Source organism: Nostoc parmelioides FACHB-3921 (assembly GCF_014696625.1).
Classification (GTDB): domain Bacteria; phylum Cyanobacteriota; class Cyanobacteriia; order Cyanobacteriales; family Nostocaceae; genus Trichormus; species Trichormus parmelioides.
The window spans coordinates 1-17110 of record NZ_JACJQL010000097.1; the positions used below are offsets into that span (position 1 = coordinate 1).

Sequence of the window (17110 nt, forward strand, 5' to 3'; positions counted from 1 at the left end):
TGCAAAGGAACTTATTCACTTTAGTTTTGCGTGATTACATTGTAGAAAATCTTACCCATACTTGTGTTGCTTAGTACACATGAATGAAATTTTTTGTCAATGCGTAAGTCCTATTATATTTTTTTGGCAACGTGAAAAGCTGAAAGATATGAGATTTGCATACTGCTACCACAGTGTTTTTCTAGAGTTTCCCGCAAACTAGCAAATAAAGAATTTCTCTGTTGCGAATCCAAGGCTATATATGGTGACAAAGTACTTAACAGTGTCAAATAATCATCAATGCCATAAGTCACCTCACAACGTAGCTGCTCAGATACTAAATCCTGGAAGCGACCTGAATCAATAACCGCTTTTCCAAATCTTCTTAAATATTTTTCTTGAGTTTCTTGCTCTTCATATCGTTCCAAAGTCGGAGCTTGAGCTTGATAAACTTCATGTAGCCTTTGATAAACCTCATACTCTGGCTGGGGTGTCATGTTCCACAAGAAAATCAAAGAGCCATGATCTTTTAAAGCATCAGCAGCTTTGGAATAGCCAACTTCTGGGGAAACCCAATGAAATGAAGTTGCTGCTAAAACAGCATCGAATTTCCCTGGCTCTAGCGGCCATTCTTCAAATGAGGTGTTGATAATCTCTACATTTGGATAGGGAGAACAGTTTTGTTGTGCTAGCTGGCTACTGTTCTGACTTGGCTCTAGACAAACCATAGAAAAGCCTAATTGAGCAAAAGCGGTAGTAGCAGTCCCAGGGCCACACCCTACTTCCAAAATTGCCGCATTTTGTGGTAAACGCGCCAACTCCACAACACGGCTAACTAATTGTTGAGGATAGCGCGGCCTTGTCCTGTTGTAAGCATCTGCAACATCGTTGTACCAATTCTTTCTTTCTTGCGAAGTGTAGTTAATTGCTACTTCGGCATACCAGCTTTTTCTTTGTTCTAAATCTTTCATAAGCTGACTAAAAGCAAGCTTCTCTACTTTGACACCACAAAAAGCTAGATTCAATACGTGGCAATATTTTAGTGGTGTATAGTTTTATCTTGCAGTATTGAGCTAAAGTTTGCACTCTATAGCCGTTGAAGCGTTGTTTTTTGAATTCACCCAATCTGTGTAGATATAGCCTGAGTATCTGTAATGCGCGATTACCTCCAGTTTCAGACCATCAAACTGCAAAAACCCTGGTTTTACCTGTAAAATATCAATCATTCCTCATACAGTCGTCGTTAGTCGTGTACTTTGCCATAATTAATAACTAAATTGCTAATGAGGCATAGCAGCTGAATAATGACAGATAACCAAGTCCAAATTCACCTACTTGTTGGTATCAGGGGGTTGACTTTATTGGTTTTCTACACAGAAACTGATTGCTGGCAGTTCCGGTTTCTCAGTTTGGGTGGTGCTGTATTTGGAGAACGCAAAATATATTTCACAGCCCAAGCAGCTGAACAAGCCGGACGTGAATGGATTAATAAAGATTTTGAAGATTGAGAAACATCGTGTCCGTTTAATACAGTAACAAGATTTGTGGGGTTGGTAATAGGTAATGGGTAATTGTCGTTTACTATTGCCTATTACCTATCACCGTTCTCTTAACAACTTTAAGCGTTACCCTGACTGACTAACTTCTCACCTTTCAACATCCGCACTGCGGCTTCTAGTAAAGCCTCTTCTAGGTAAGGCTTAGTAAAGTATCCACTAGCACCGAGTTGAATTGCCATTTGTCTGTGTTTATCTGCACCTCTTGAGGTGAGCATAGCAATGGGCAAATGGTTAAGGGTGGAGTCTTTCTGAATACGTGAGAGTAACTCTAGTCCGTCGCAACGGGGCATTTCAATATCGCAGAAGACGATATCGCAAGGCAGACCGGAACGCAGTTTATCCCAAGCCTCTTGACCATCACGAGCTTGTTCAACGCGATAACCCGCTTTATTAAATGTGAGGGACAACAACTCTCGGACGGTGATCGAGTCATCTACAATCAGCACAGTTGGGTCAATCTTCACAGCTGGGATTTCGATCGCAATTGGTGGTGTTTGTTGCCAAGGTGCGCCACCAGCGTGTTTGGACATCCGTCCTTGGAAGATGTCGATAATTTCTAGTACGTCAGCAATGGGCATAATGCGACCATCACCCAAGACCGTAGCCCCTGCTACACCTATTGGTTTAGGTGCTGGGCCTTCAAATTGTTTAATAACAATTTCTTGCTCACTCAATACTTGGTCAATCTGGAGAGCGATTAAAGTATTACCCGATCGCACAACGACGACGGAAATCATATCATCATCTCTAGTACCGCCGTAGACGTTACCGCGACCGAGTTGACGATTGAAGGTTAGTAGGTCTTTCAACGGTCGGAATGGTAAAACCGTATCGCGCCAGGAAATGAATGATTGTCCATCAGCGTTATTTTGGACGTTTTTGCTGGGGATATCGAGGGTATCTTCCACACCATCCATTGAGAAGGCAATCCGTGCTTTATCGGAAACACAGCACAGAGCCTTACAAATACTCAAGGTTAACGGTAGGCGAATTGTGAAGGTGGTTCCTTTGCCAACAGTAGAATCTGTATTCACCGCCCCGCGAATTTCACTAATTTCGGAACGCACCACATCCATTCCCACACCACGACCAGCAATTTCATCGGCTTCATCTTTGGTACTAAAACCAGACTGGAACAAGAGATCATAAATTTCCAGACGAGAAATAGTTCTAGCCTGTTCTGGTGTCATGATTCCCAGCTTCACTGCTTTGGCTTTGATGCGTTCGGGATCAATTCCTGCACCGTCATCTCCTACAGAAATTACAGTTTGGTTCCCTTGGTGAAAGGCGCGGATAGTAATGGTTCCCACTGCTGGTTTGCCAGCTGCTTCCCTAATTTCTGGGGTTTCGATACCGTGAGCGATCGCATTATTGAGCATATGGGTCAGTGGGTCATTGAGATGATCCAAAATCATCTTGTCAATGAGGGTATCGCCACCTTCAATCACTAGTTCCACCTGTTTACCAAACTTGATTGCATTGTCGCGCACCCCTCGCCGCAAGCGGTCAATTGTCTGGGAAAATGGCACCATGCGGGCCCGTGTCAGACCTTCTTGCAGTTGAGTAGTCACTTGACGGAATTGTCTGGCTACTCGTTCGGTTTCTTCGGTAACAAAATCAATGTCACTCGCTGACTCCCGCACCCTGACAATCAATTCAATCATTTCCTGAGACAGTGTGTGGAAAGGAGTGAAGCTATCCAGTTCTATTGAGGTAAAACCGCGATCGCTATTTGCATCACGTACTTCGTAGACAGGTTCTCTAGTTTTTCGGCTAGCTAATAAAGACGCTTCTAAAAGCGATTGCTCGTATAATTCCTGCATCCTTGCACCCACGTCTGAGAGCTGTTGCACCTGAATTAGCAAGTTATCTAATGATTGTCGTAGTCGTTCATGATCCTGCTCTAAGGTATTGCGGTTGACTACTAGTTCACCAACCAAATTACTCATTTCATCCAACTGCTTGACCGGCACTTTCATCGTTTCTTCAAATCTCGCAGTCCGTCGATTAGAAGTACGTGGAGTTTTACCTACCGTCGGTTTGACTGGCGATGAGTGGGAGATGGTTTGGTCTGCTTCTGCTAAAAGTTTCTCCAGATCACTAAATTCATCTCCTAATGGTGCTGGTGTTACAGGCACAGTAGGATTAGTTTTGATGATTTTAGCTACAGCAGGTGGTTCATCCAGTACTGTTTCCGGATTGTCTTCACCCAGAAGTGCTTCTAAAGCCGCAAAATCATCTCCTGCAATGGAGTCGTTATCAGCATCAGGTGTAGCTTCTTCTATTTCTAACAATGCTTCTAAATCAGCAAAATCATCTTGAATATCAGCATCCGACTTGACTGATTCAGGGATATCTACTGGAGTAGAAACCACATTCTCTAGTTCAACCCCGGTTACATCTGCCGTAGGTGGAGTTATATCCGCTACAAACTCTGATGAATCTACAATGTCTTCTGGATTTTCATCATTTGTTAGCTCTAACCCCAATTCGCTAGATTCTGAAGTAGATAAATTAATATCCTCAACCCCAATATCTGTGAAGTTGCGATTTTCTGTGATTAACTCATCTGAAGTTAAGGCTGATAAATCATCATCTAAATCAAGTCCACCAGTTTCTGCAACTGTTTCTAAACTGGAAGAATCATTTATTTCTTCAAAGGTGATATCTGTTAAATTACTAGTTAAGGCTGATAAATCATCATCTAAACCCAGTCCACCAGTTTCTACAACTGTTTCTAAACCAGAAGAATCATTTGTTTCTTCAAAGGTGATATCTGTTAAATCACTAGTTAAGGCTGATAAATCATCATCTAAACCCAGTCCACCAGTTTCTACAACTATTTCTAAACCAGAAGAATCATTTATTTCTTCAAAGGTGATATCTGTTAAATCACTAGTTAAGGCTGATAAATCATCATCTAAACCCAGTCCACCAGTTTCTACAACTGTTTCTAAACCAGAAGAATCATTTGTTTCTTCAAAGGTGATATCTGTTAAATCACTAGTTAAGGCTGATAAATCATCATCTAACTCTAGTTCGCTAGTTTCTGTAACTGCTGGTGCTGCAAACTCAATAACTGTTTCTAAACCAGAGAAATCATTGGTTTGTGCAAAAGTGATATCCGCTAAATCATTAGTTAGTGTTGATAAATCATCACCTAAATCCAGTCCACTAGTTTCCGCAACTATTTCTAAACTAGAAGAATCATTTGTTTCTTCAAAAGTGATATCTGTTAAATCACTAGTTAAGGCTGATAAATCATCACCTAAATCGAGTCCACCAGTTTCTGCAACTGTTTTTAAACCGGAAGAATCATTTGTTTCTTCAAAAGTGATATCTGTTAGATCACTAGTTAAGGCTGATAAATCATCATCTAACTCTAGTTCGTTAGTTTCTGCAACTGCTGGTGCTGCAAACTCAATAACTGTTTCTAAACCAGAGAAATCATTGGTTTGTGCAAAAGTGATATCCGCTAAATCATGAGTTAGTGTTGATAAATCATCACCTAAATCCAGTCCACTAGTTTCCGCAACTATTTCTAAACTAGAAGAATCATTTGTTTCTTCAAAGGTAATATCCTTTAAATCAACATTTGAGGATGAAATTTCAAAGATTATTTCTGATGGCTGTACATCTAAAGCGCTTGCGGTCGTAAATAAATTACTATCCTCTAAAGTTTCTCTACTTTCTATAACCGGAGAACTGATATTTTCATTTATTTGACTAAATAAATCAATTTCCGATCCGGTAACAGCAGATAATTCTTGAATTTGGGTTGTAAATTCGGGGGTAAAATCTAAAACTTCTGGTTGCTGTGAAAAATCATGAATCTCCGGTGGGGAAACTTGGCTAATCTCTCTTAAGAATTGGATATCATCACTAATAATATCAATTCCATGATCATCATGTGTATTTGTAGTGAATTCCCCAAATAAATCATCATCTGTATCTGATACAAATAGCAAATCTAACTGCTGTTCGTCCTGTAGGAAAGTAATATTTAGATCATCTGGATCTAAACTCTCATTCAAAGATGATTTAAATTGTTGCTTTTCAACAAAAATATCTCCTGAAGCCGCAGCTTCAAATAAACTTTCTTCTAAAGCTTGAGCTATATCCTCTTCTATGACAGACTCTAATATTTGCTCCGGCTCTACTTCAGTTGCCGAGTTCCATAAAGTCCCTAAATTATCTGCTGGTGGTAAATCTAATAAATCACTAACTTCTGATTTATCGGTTGATAATTCCGTATTTTCCTCTAAATCATTAAATAAGTTATTTAACGATAAATCTTCTGGTAATGTTATTAGCTGCGGCTCAGAATTAGTAGGTGGTTTAGTTTCTTCTAAACTCTCGGTATTCGTATCTGTATCTAAAAATAAATCATCAAAATCACTTGAGTTTCTTGTTTGCCCTAATTCATTGCTGTCACGTATTTCATCATCAATTCTTAATGACAATAAATCATCTATGACATCATCAGAATCTGGTAACTGATTAGCATCATATTGATTTTCTTGTATTATTTCACCCGCAGTAACTGGGGCTTTAAATAAATCAAGTGATTCTAAATTATTTTTATCTAAGAAATTTTCCCCAAACAGTAGGCTTAAATCTTCTGTATTATTTATAGTGATCTCAGATTCTGCTTTATCTTCTTCGAGTGATAGAAAATCGGCTATATCACTATCAATTTCTTCATCTGTAATTTTGCTGACATCCACACCTGAGTTACTAGAACTATTAATATCAATAATTTCTTCTTGTTGCCATGTTTCATCGAGTTCTGGTGTGTCACCTTCAAACAAGTCAGCAAGGGTATTTAACTCAGCTATTCCTACTTCTGGCCCGTGGGTGTGGATTTTATTAGTAGTGTGGGCTGTTTGGTCGTCATGATCAAATAAAATACCTGTGTTGGCAATGCTTTCTGCTATGAGACTTTGGGGTGCAAGTTGGTCAGAGATTTCCGTGAGACTAGTTACACTGTCTGTTGGTGACTCCATTAAAGGTGTACTAATTTCATTATTAGTAATTGTAGGTTCAGATGTGGGGGTTATTGGTGTTATGAATGATTGACTAACAGCAGTGGGAACATCACCAAGTAAATTTTGTGCTACTTCTAACAAAGGCATTTCTGGAAAACCCCAGAGTGCTTCTAGTCGGTGACTGATCGTGATCTCAGATTCCCTACTTCTCAGGACTAATTCTTGAGCCTGTTTAATTTCTGTAATGACAATTTTAGCTAAAGTCAGATAGGTATTTTCTTGATTAGCGATCGCATTAGCTGCGGCTTTGCATAGATTACACCAGTTAGGCAAGTTCCATGTTTTCCCCAGTTTGACTAACTGATTGCAGCAGTCCTGTAAATTCTGCCGGGATGCTGGTGTTGCTGGTTGCTTAAATAGTTGCAACATCTCCCTGAGTGTTTGTAAAACCTGGGCTTGAAACTCGCTCCACTGATCGCTATCTGTAGCAACAACGGGAGAATAGGTTGGTAAAACGGGAGACGTTTTGGGGGTTGCTTCTGCTGGAGTGGCAACATCTTGGCGAAAGAATATTTCTGTGAGTGTACCCACACTATCTGCTGTGTTTGGCTTACTTACTGTATAGTCACCGATTTCAGCAGTGCCACCTTTTTGTACCAGTTGTTCCAAATGCTCATGTAGCCATTGAAAAACTGGCTCAGTTTCCGACATCAAAGTATTAGCAACTTCTTCCGATAAACCAAACGGCCCGCTTAATTGTTCTAATAGCGCTTTCAGGGTATCAGAAACACCAAGAAATAACGACTCTAGTTTTTGGTCAACTTGAATCGGATTGTCTTTGAGAATTTTGAAACAATCTTCTAAACGGTGGGAAGTGTGCTGAATGCTAGTTAAACCAAGCATTGCTGCTCCCCCTTTAATGGAGTGAGCCGCCCGGAAAACTTCGTTGATCATTTCCGGGTCGTTTAAGGTACTCTCAAGATTGAGCAACCCCTGTTCGATTGTATTCAGGTGGTCTCTCGCCTCTTCAATAAAGTAACCCAAAATCCTCTGTTGTTGTTCCGGCAGCATAGTTTTTTAGTCAATAGTCAACAGTCAACAGTCAACAGTTATCAGTTATCAGTCAATAGTCAATTAAGTAAACTTTGGACTTTGGACTATTGACTAATTACCTTGTTTCCATCGTTTCTACACGGAAACGTTCCACGGAAGAAATCAAATCACGGGACACACCAACCAGATTTTGCAGTGCGCCGGAAACTCTTTGTGCTTCTTGAGAAGTTTCTTGAGCTGTCAGTTCTACCGATTGCATTACCTGAGCCACAGCACGGGATGTTTCCGTCTGTTCCACGGTATCGCTGGTAATCGAGCGCACCAAAATATCGATGCGATTCGCTACTTGAATAATATTTTCGAGCGATCGCTTGGCTTCTTCTGCCAATTTTGTGCCTTTAATTACCTGTTGTGTGCCTTCTTCCATTGCGGTCATTACAGAGCCTGTTTCGCTCTGGATTTGCATCACAATTTGTTCGATTTCCTTTAAGGATTTGGCTGATTTATCCGCTAATTGGCGGACTTCATCTGCCACAATTGCAAACCCCCGTCCGGCTTCTCCCGCCCGTGCTGCTTCAATGCTGGCGTTGAGTGCGAGTAAGTTGGTTCTGGAAGCAATTTGCGAAATCAAAGCGACAATCTTAGAAATTTCTTGGGAAGATTCTGCCAAGCGTTTTACCTTCCGGGTAGTTTCTGCGACAGTTTCCCGAATTTCCAAAATCCCCGCCACCGTATTTTCTACTGCTTCCCCACCCTTGAGAGCGATCGTACTAGCATCACGGGCAACTTTCTCCGCTTCTCTAGCTGCTTCTGCCACCCGTTGAATAGAGTCAGTCATCACCTGTACAGAATTTAAGGTAACTCCCAACTCTTCGGCTTGGCGCAAAGCATCACTTGATAAGGCTCTAGCAAAGGTTTCCGAATTGGTTGCACCTTTGGTTACTTCCTTCGCTGCCACTTTTACCTGCTGTACGATGTCCCGCAGGTTTTGAATCGTTAGGTTAAAGGCATCGGCGACGGCTCCAAGTACGTCGGCTGTCACTTCCGCTTGTACTGTTAAATCCCCTCTAGCTGCGCCTTCCACATCGTCTAAAAGTCGAATTACTTGACGTTGTAGATTTTCCTTGGCTTCTTCTTGTTCATCAGCTTTGCGTTGGGCTTCATTGGTAGTGGTGAAAATTACCCGTGCCATTTCGTTGAAGCCAGCCGATAACTGTCCTAGTTCATCGTGGGAATAGACTGTGGCTTGCACATTTAAGCTACCTTGACGGACAGCATCAAATTGCGCTTGCAAATCCTTAGTGGTGCGGCGGACTTGTTTGATGGTGACACTCCCCATAAAGGCGGCTGTGGCAAAACCTGTCATCCCGGCTGCCAAAGACATCGCCCAACTTGTGTACCGCAATGATTCCCGTTGTTGGGGAGGAGCAATGTTAGTAGCGGTAAAACTAACTGTTGCCACAACCAAAGCGGAGAAAACACCCACAACCCCACCAACCAACCAAGGTTTTGTGTCTAGGGAAGCGTTTTCTAATGGGGCTAACCAACCTTGCTCGACATTGACATTAGCCTCTACCTTGGGGACATCTGTTTGGCTAAAGATTGGTACTGCTTCTTGGGAACCAGTGATGCTAAATAGCTCCTCATCGCGTTCTGTAGCATTGTTTGCCGTTTCTGCCGCTTTACCTCTAGGGATACTATTAATTTCCGTAGAACTGGAAAGCATCACATCACTAAAGCTGGAGTCTGCTTCTGCCAGATCAAACCCAGGAATATTACCTAAATCATCAAATTCATCAAAGTCGTCTAAAAATTCGATATTACTTTTAGAGTTTTCTTTATTGAAGATAATGCTTGTATCTTCGTCATTTGTTGTACTTTCTGTTCCGAAAGCCGATTCAAATGCTTCAAAATCAAAACTCTCATCAACATCAAAGCTATTCATCTCCTCTTTGAGGATATCTGGAGATGGTGATTTCATCGTAAAACCACTATTAACAGATGCAGGCGATGCTAATATTTCCTCTTGAGCAGCTATTTCCTGTAGCCAATTATTTGATTCTGGATGAGCAGTATCATCTAGACTATCATCAGGTAAATTCTCTAGGGGTATGAAGCCATTCACAAGTTCTTCTTTACCTAGTGAATAATTTTCTGGTTCTGGCTTGCTTTTATCTATGTCTAATTCATCTGTAGTATCTTCTTGACTATTTTCTATTAAGAATTCAGCTACAGAAGCTTGTCCAATAAAACTATTTGTTGTGTCGAATTCGGCAAAAGGTGAATCGATATTATTTTGGCGATGGTCTGTCACCAAGTGTAGATCATCGGTTGACGATTCTGCGCTACTATCTAATGAATTAGTATCAGCTTGTAGTTCTTCCAGACTCTCTTCCTGCCAGAACATCGGTAACTCTAATTCCGCTTGCTCTTGATGTGAGTCTGTCTTCTGCTCTTCTTCTTGCTCAAGATTCAACGCAAAAGGATCATCAATAAAAGCTGGTATAGATTCTATAGATTCTGGATTTTTATTAAAAGAAATACTATCTGTAGGTATTTCAAAAGGGTTATCTAAAGATAAATCCTCTGTGGTTACCAATGATTGTTGTGTTTCTAAAGCATTTAAATCGAAGTCGTTGTTGTCAAGATATTCAATTGACCCCAAGTCTTCTAATTCTAATTCCTCTGATTCTTTAAAGGCAAATACACCCAAATCTAAGGATTCGTTGTTATGAAGATTCGCTGACTGTTCAGCGATTGATTTTGATTGTTGATATTGACTAATATTTTCCAGACCACTTTGAGCAAGTCCAATAAGTTCAAAGTCATCGGTTAACTGTATGACCTGTTCGTATTCTGTTGTTGCCACATCGTACTGCTGCAAAACGTAGTAGATGTGACCCCGCAACAAATGAGAATTAGGGTCGTCTGGTACATTCTGCACGACCTGATCAACTAAACTGGCGGCAACTTCATATTTTTGTTCCGCGTAGGCTGTACAAGCCTGCTGATACTTTTCGAGGTATTCTTCTATACTCGCTGCCATTTGCTCCCCTCCCAATTTCATCCTGCCCACCTCGCACTCCGCAAAATTGCCATTTGGTCGAGTAGTCTTAGAGATTGGTTGTTTTTAGGCTCTAATAACCACTCTCCCCGCAAAAATGGAGCCATAGTATCCGGTATGCTTGTAGGTGGCATGAGATTTTGTACATCTAGCCAATCCATACCGCCGATCGCTTCCACAGCTAAACCCACAGTTGTGTCTTGCTCCTGGACTGCAATCACCGGAATTTCTGCTCGGTCTGTGTTTAACGGAGTTGCTTCCCCTAGAAATTGACCCAAATCTGCCACCCAAATTACTCGACCTCGTAAATTTAGAGTACCCAAAAGTAAAGGAGAAGCATTAGGAATCGGGGTGATTCTATCAGGACTTAGTTCCATCACCTCTCGAATACCAGTTGCGGGTAGTGCAAACTCCTGATGCGAGGGAATATAAAACCGTAGATGTAACTCACCTTCAGGACTTTCTACTTGTAATTCTGGGCGGAAATGATCTTGACCACCACCGTTTAAAAAGTCCGGTTTGCTGACCATATTGTTTTCATCCTTATCCTCGCAGTAGTTGTTTGACTGTTCCCACCAATTCGGTTGGTTGAAACGGTTTTGCTATGTAAGCATCCGCACCCTGTTTCATACCCCAGTAGCGGTCAAATTCTTCTCCTTTAGAAGAACACATCACTACCGGGACATTTTGGGTTTTTGGATCTGACTTTAATCGACGGCAAACTTCGTAGCCATTCATTTTGGGCATGACAATATCTAGGACTACGAGATCGGGAGGTTCTTCTTTGATGGCCTCTAATGCTTCTAATCCGTCAGTTGCATGGGTAACTGTTAAGCCACTAGCTTTCAGGAGGTCTGTAATCATCTCCCTCTGTGCAAGACTGTCTTCCACAATCAGAACTGTACTCATAAATGGCTATCTACCTCCTGATGTAGACGTTCCTGTTTGGAACATTCCCTGATCTCCCCACAAAAATTACTGTATAAATTAATTCTATTGTTTGGTTAATTGTCTTGATAATACTTTGTCTCGGAGTAGGTTGATTCTGTGATAACATTTTTTACCCCATATTTTAGGGAATCAACAAGTCTAAATAGGGGTTAGGGATGAGAGGAAAGGTGTCCTGCCACTTTGGTAATAGATAATTACGAATGGGTAATAGGCCTATTACCTATTACCCATTACCCATTACCAAATCCCCATCCCTTGGTGGGCGACGATTTTAAGTATTTTTCTACAAGCATGAGTAATTCATCATCATTAAAAGGTTTTATGAGGTAATCTGTTGCCCCGGCCATCTTAGCTCTGATTTGATCTATAAATTTATCTTTACTACTCAACATAATCATCGGTATATACCGAAATACTTGAGATTGACGCAGCATGGCACAAATCTCATAACCATTTAGTTCGGGGGAAGAAATGTCACAGAAAACTAAATTTGGTCGGAGTTGAAAAATTAGACCTAAAGCCTCTAGGGGATTGGTTAACACGATTACTTCCGGTATGGTGTAGCCCGTGGCTTCATATCCTCGTGTTTGCAGAATAGACTCTACAGTTTCACAAATACTTTTTGTATCGTCAATACAGAGGATTTTTGCTTTCTTTTGGTTCTCTGGTGTGTAGATGTTGGGTTCTGGATGGGTTAGTTTTAACCAGCCTTGTTGTACATATGGATAGATAACCTTGGCGACTGTCAAAATGTCTCGGTTGAGATAACGTGCTAGTTGACGTAAGGTAGTTTTTCCATCAGCCCATTGCTGAAGTTTATTCATTGTGGCTTCTGGGAGTGATGAGTTTAGATGAACTCTGTCAGCTAATATTGGCAATTGTTCTGGTGTCTGAATATAGGGATATAGCTTGTGCCATTCTTGTAATTGTTGGGTGGCTTGAGTGACTAATGGTGAAATCTCCCAGGTGGTTAATCGGGGAGCGATCGCTGTATCCTGACAAAATATAAACCTACCTTGGTGTAAGCTCAACAAGTCAAACAATGTCTCGCAAACCAAACGGTAGATGATATTTTCAGCTATTTGAGGATTAATAATATTTCGCTCTAATAACAGCCAAATATAGGCATATTCTGAAGAATTTAGTTTACCTAAACTAGTCAGATATTGTTCGTCTAGACCCATTTCTACGCGATAATAACGCAAATAGCCGTCAATCCGCGAAAAATTAATATCTCCTTCTTGACAATAAATTATTTGCCCATTCAAAAAAAATATCAGCCAATATTGTTGTTGGTAGTTCCTAAAATAATCTGGCTCCTCTGCGCCTTCTTTCGCATTTTGATTAAGCTTGTACAAGCTAGGTGCTTCAATCAAAAGTTGCCCAGTTCGCTGTCCCAATTCAATCAATTGCAGGATACTGCGAATATCGATTTCATTTAAACTTCCCTGCATTTAGTTTAGTCCGGAGTCAATAGTCAGTTGTTAGTAGGGGCGGGTTTATGAAGATTATCATCTGAGAGTGAGGATATCTGTAAACCCGCCCCTACAGTTGTCAATTGTCATTCACTATTAGTATTCCTCTTTTTCCCTTGCTCCCTTCCTACTCTTCTCTATTTCCCATATATTTCTTTCACAACCAGTCTTAATCAGGTAATACATTTACTTATAAACTGTAAATTTTCTTAATAGAATTGAGATAAAGTTAGTGATAACACGGAAGTCATCATAACTGCCATCAGTACAAAATATTAGAGACAACAATCAATTCGCTGTTCTCAATATCGAAACGCTATATTTCGCTCCTATAAATAGTTTTGTTCGTCTGATTTTCCTCAATTTAGGTGAAATTAAGACAATTTAGCAGAATTATATAAGGTATATCTCAAAACATTGGCATCAAGTACACAAGAGGAAGAACGGTGTGCTGTATTTAGCAGAAGTACAAAAGCAGAAAGGTGGCTTACTGAGTGGTAGTTCCAAAACAGAATTAAAACTGCTAGCTTGTCAGCGAACCGACCAGAATTGGAGTACTGTGTCGGAAGAGGTAATTGCAGCAGAGGAAGCCAGCAAGTTAAACGATGGCGCACTGGTTTTGGTAGAACTCACACCAAATCGCCAAGTGCAAAGGATTCAGGAGGCTGGTAGGCCGCTCGTTAATATTTTGCAGAATTTTTCTCGACAGTTGGAAAAATATAAGCTTAAAGAAGATGAAATAGACCAGTGGAAGGAGTCGCTGACATTTCAGGCGCAGGAGTTGAATCGCCGAGAAATGGATATGGAAGTGCGACTGGAACAACTGCATGAAATGGAAGATGAGTTCCAACGCCTGGAAGCACAAAAACAGGAAGTGGACACATCCCGTGAACAAATTGAGCAATTACAAGCTGAAGTTGAACGCAATCGTCAAGAACTAGAAGGTGCTTGGGAGCATTTGCGGGGTGAGCAGCGCCGTTTAGAGGAACGCCTGCAAGAGGGGAATGTATTGGATGCAACTCAAAGTCAGGCGATGAGTGAGTTACTCGATCGCTTGTCTAGTCGCATTGCGCCTACAGAAACCGTCAGAGAACACCTACGTGTGGCTGTGGAATTAATCGAAAAACAGCAAGCTACTCTGAATCCTCACTGGCAAAATTTGGAACAACAAAAAACTTTAGTTCATCAAAAGCAAGAAGAAGCTGATAAATTGGCGCAAACATATAGCGATCGCCAAAACTCATTCAAACAAGCACAGGATTCTTTACAACAGCAAACTGCTCAATTAAAAGTTAATACAACCTCACTTATAGCCAAAGAAGAACATATTCGCTTTGTCAGAGAGCAGTTACAATCTCAAGATACTTTATATCAACAGATTAATTTTTTGGCTGCTTCTTCTGGTAATGCGGTTCCCAGCCAGAAATTAGATGTGCAAGCTCTGGAGAATATGCCTTTAGATGAACTACAAAAGATAGTTCAAGACTTAATAGATAAATTGGGAATAGATTCTAGTTTTGTTCATGATCAAGAACAAGAACTGACATATAAACAACAAACCATAGAAGAACTGCAACAAAAAATTAATCAAGCATCTGGTCAAGATTTAGTTAATTTGCAACTTGAATTGTCAGATGAACGAGACTTGTATCAGATGCTCAATCAAACTTTGGTTGGACAAAGACGCAATTTGTTAGCCAGGCAAAAGTTGATTCAGCAACACCAAAATGTACTACTCCGGCGACAAGGACAACCTGTTCCCACCACAGAAGAAGATAACAGCGTTGATTTTTCCCCAATTCTGCAACAAATCGAGACCCAAAGGCAAAAACAATCCCAGGAACTACAGCAACTGGAACGAGAAATTGAGCAAATGCGTTCTGCTATTGAGTTAGACCAAGGGATGATTGACAATCAAGCTCATGACCTGCAAGAAAAGGAAAAGGAACTGAAAACGATAGAATCTGACTTACTGTCATTAAAAACAGCAACTGCTGAATGCTGGGGTCGGATAAATCTCTATCAAGAAGCTCTACAACCCATCCAGGATTGTGTAGATGAGTTAAGGCAAAAGCTACAAGGAATTGGCGAATCATTGGCGCAAATCCAAGAAACAGGTGATTATCAACTCCAAACTATTACCGAGATTCGTCAGACTATAAATAGTTTTATATCTCAGCCTGAGTTGTTGGCATCATGAATCAATTCAAAATTCAAAATTCAAAATTCAAAAATTTCTCCCCTATACCCCCATACCCTTAAACCCCTACACCCTCTTTCAAGGCAGGAGGCAGAATTAATTGTTGCGCCTTTCCCCGTTCCTGAATAATATCCAATTGCCTTGGACTTGAGCGATCGCACCACCAGGGAAAGGATCTGTTTGCGAACGGTTGGGTGCTGTGATTAAGGCTGTTAATTTCTCGATATGCTCAAAATTAGGCGCATCAGCAAGTATTTCTTGTAATATCTGCCGCATCACCCGACGTTGCAGCGCTAAGGGTGCTTTTTGCAATACCTGACGGTTAAGCCGTAATAAAAGGGATGCAGGAGATGAGGAAGATAAAAATTCTTCCCCTACTTCCCATTCCATCGCCTCTTCCTTCAACTGCTGGGCGGTGCGTTCTAGATACTCAACATCTGCTTGTAGTAGTTCGGCGGTTTGGGCTATGGCTAATTCGGCTTGGGGATTAAAATTGGCTTGTAAGTAGGGAATTAATTCTTGACGGATGCGATTACGGGCGTATTTTAAGTCTTGATTGGTGGAATCTTCCCAGATTGGTAGCTGAAACTCTTGACAAAATTGTTCTGTTTGTTTGCGAGTAATTTCCAATAATGGACGTACTAACAAAATATTTTCAGTGAGTGGACGCTGCCAAGTCAAAGCTTGTAAGCCATCTGCACCAGTACCACGCATTAAATTGTAAAGTAAGGTTTCAGCGCGATCGCTGGCTGTGTGACCTGTGACTATATATTCATAATTGTGTATTTGAGCGATCGCACTTAAAGCCTGATATCGCCACTCACGCGCCGTAGCTTCACTATTTACAGGTTGATTCGCTGTTTCTAAGTAAAAAGACACACCCCAATTTGCAGCTAAATTTTTGACATGAAGAGCATTAGCTTGGGAGTCAGCACGCCAGCAATGATCACAATGGGCAATACCTAATTCCCATCCCCATTTTGATTGTAAATCTAACAATAATTTGATTAAACACAAAGAATCTTGTCCACCGGAGACTGCGACTAATAGCCTTTTTTTGCACTCAAATAAATGGCGCGATCGGATAGTACGATGTATTTCTGCATGAAGCTTAGTCCATACCATAGAGTACTGAGTAATGATTAGGGTGTAGGTGTATAGGGGACATATGACCCATCTGTTTAAGAGGAAATTTAGCGTAAAACTACAGCAATTATCATTATGAGAATTTTGGAAGCATATTAATTTATGTTATAAAACTGAAACATTTAATGCTTCTAGGGAATGATGTCTAAATTTATACAAAATGCAGCAGAGATTGCAAAAAAGGCGATGGATAGTGTTGATCCATCACTTAGTGAGAAATTTACAATTGTTATACGATTCCTTACCGATAACCCTGATGCGGCCTCGGCGCTAAAAGGTAAAGAGCGGTCAATCGTAGGGACGGAAGAATATATTATCGCCAGTGCAACAAATTTCAAAAAAGGTCGTGACCCAAGAACACCTTTGCCACCTAGTACAATCCCGGATGAAATGGTAAGTGTCATCCTGAACAAGTATTTTGAAGTTCCGGCTGAGGAACTGGAAAAAGCCGAAGAATGGCACCGCCTATCGATGGGGGCTGAAAACATTGTGGGGGATTTGTTAGAAAGGTATATTGCAGAAGTCATCGAGCCGCATGGATGGATCTGGTGTTCAGGTTCTATGGTTAGAGCAGTTGATTTTATATATTAGACTTGTCTACAAAAGATAAAAAGCTTACTGTGAAGGGATTATAGGAGATATAACTGAGATAAGATAGTTATCATTGCTGAACGTAAAAATCACGGTTTAAGGAT

General features: G+C 40.8%; 10 protein-coding genes. 3 read left to right on the plus strand and 7 right to left on the minus strand.

Annotation, left to right across the window (positions count from 1 at the left end; translation table 11 throughout):
• Window positions 1-113: 113 nt before the first annotated feature.
• Window positions 114-950 carry a class I SAM-dependent methyltransferase gene (locus H6G14_RS30315; RefSeq protein WP_190572354.1) on the minus strand — a complete coding sequence of 279 codons (837 nt, stop codon included), beginning with the start codon at window positions 948-950 and terminating at the stop codon, window positions 114-116.
• Window positions 951-1283: 333 nt separating this feature from the next.
• Between H6G14_RS30315 and H6G14_RS30320 the strand changes: the two genes are divergently transcribed.
• Entirely contained in the window at window positions 1284-1487 is a 204-nt protein-coding gene (locus H6G14_RS30320) for a hypothetical protein (protein ID WP_010995097.1), read from the plus strand.
• Between the two features lie 110 nt (window positions 1488-1597).
• Here the strand turns inward: H6G14_RS30320 and H6G14_RS30325 are convergent, their stop codons facing one another.
• From H6G14_RS30325 to H6G14_RS30345, 5 genes are all read right to left on the minus strand, one after another.
• Complete coding sequence (locus tag H6G14_RS30325) at window positions 1598-7597, minus strand: hybrid sensor histidine kinase/response regulator (RefSeq protein ID WP_190572356.1); 6000 nt, start codon at window positions 7595-7597, stop codon at window positions 1598-1600.
• Between the two features lie 97 nt (window positions 7598-7694).
• On the minus strand, window positions 7695-10625 hold the full coding sequence (locus H6G14_RS30330; RefSeq protein WP_190572358.1) for a methyl-accepting chemotaxis protein: 2931 nt from the start codon (window positions 10623-10625) through the stop codon (window positions 7695-7697).
• A gap of 17 nt (window positions 10626-10642) precedes the next feature.
• The gene (locus H6G14_RS30335; RefSeq protein ID WP_190572360.1) at window positions 10643-11173 is read right to left on the minus strand and encodes a chemotaxis protein CheW; all 531 of its coding nucleotides are present in this window, start codon (window positions 11171-11173) and stop codon (window positions 10643-10645) included.
• A 13-nt stretch (window positions 11174-11186) separates the two neighbouring features.
• Window positions 11187-11552 carry a response regulator transcription factor gene (locus tag H6G14_RS30340; protein ID WP_010995103.1) on the minus strand — a complete coding sequence of 122 codons (366 nt, stop codon included), beginning with the start codon at window positions 11550-11552 and terminating at the stop codon, window positions 11187-11189.
• Window positions 11553-11824: 272 nt separating this feature from the next.
• On the minus strand, window positions 11825-13048 hold the full coding sequence (locus tag H6G14_RS30345; protein WP_190572362.1) for a response regulator: 1224 nt from the start codon (window positions 13046-13048) through the stop codon (window positions 11825-11827).
• Between the two features lie 469 nt (window positions 13049-13517).
• Here H6G14_RS30345 and hmpF point away from each other — a divergent pair, with 469 nt between their 5' ends.
• Window positions 13518-15269, plus strand: a complete 1752-nt coding sequence (gene hmpF, locus H6G14_RS30350) for a pilus motility taxis protein HmpF (protein WP_190572364.1) — start codon at window positions 13518-13520, stop codon at window positions 15267-15269.
• Window positions 15270-15365: 96 nt separating this feature from the next.
• Here the strand turns inward: hmpF and tilS are convergent, their stop codons facing one another.
• Window positions 15366-16394: a tRNA lysidine(34) synthetase TilS gene (gene tilS, locus H6G14_RS30355; RefSeq protein WP_190572366.1), complete on the minus strand. Its 1029-nt coding sequence runs from the start codon at window positions 16392-16394 to the stop codon at window positions 15366-15368.
• Window positions 16395-16553: 159 nt separating this feature from the next.
• On the opposite strand from tilS, the gene H6G14_RS30360 reads away from it, so the two are divergent.
• Entirely contained in the window at window positions 16554-17006 is a 453-nt protein-coding gene (locus H6G14_RS30360; RefSeq protein ID WP_242054134.1) for a SinI family restriction endonuclease, read from the plus strand.
• Window positions 17007-17110: the final 104 nt, after the last annotated feature.

Excerpts from the sequence above, each read along its gene's own strand:
- tilS (WP_190572366.1), bottom strand. The coding sequence starts at position 16,394 with ATGGTATGGACTAAGCTTCATGCAGAAATACATCGTACTATCCGATCG.
- H6G14_RS30340 (WP_010995103.1), bottom strand. The coding sequence starts at position 11,552 with ATGAGTACAGTTCTGATTGTGGAAGACAGTCTTGCACAGAGGGAGATG.
- H6G14_RS30360 (WP_242054134.1), top strand. The coding sequence starts at position 16,554 with ATGATGTCTAAATTTATACAAAATGCAGCAGAGATTGCAAAAAAGGCG.
- H6G14_RS30315 (WP_190572354.1), bottom strand. The coding sequence starts at position 950 with ATGAAAGATTTAGAACAAAGAAAAAGCTGGTATGCCGAAGTAGCAATT.
- H6G14_RS30345 (WP_190572362.1), bottom strand. The coding sequence starts at position 13,048 with ATGCAGGGAAGTTTAAATGAAATCGATATTCGCAGTATCCTGCAATTG.
- H6G14_RS30335 (WP_190572360.1), bottom strand. The coding sequence starts at position 11,173 with ATGGTCAGCAAACCGGACTTTTTAAACGGTGGTGGTCAAGATCATTTC.
- H6G14_RS30325 (WP_190572356.1), bottom strand. The coding sequence starts at position 7,597 with ATGCTGCCGGAACAACAACAGAGGATTTTGGGTTACTTTATTGAAGAG.
- H6G14_RS30320 (WP_010995097.1), top strand. The coding sequence starts at position 1,284 with ATGACAGATAACCAAGTCCAAATTCACCTACTTGTTGGTATCAGGGGG.
- H6G14_RS30330 (WP_190572358.1), bottom strand. The coding sequence starts at position 10,625 with ATGGCAGCGAGTATAGAAGAATACCTCGAAAAGTATCAGCAGGCTTGT.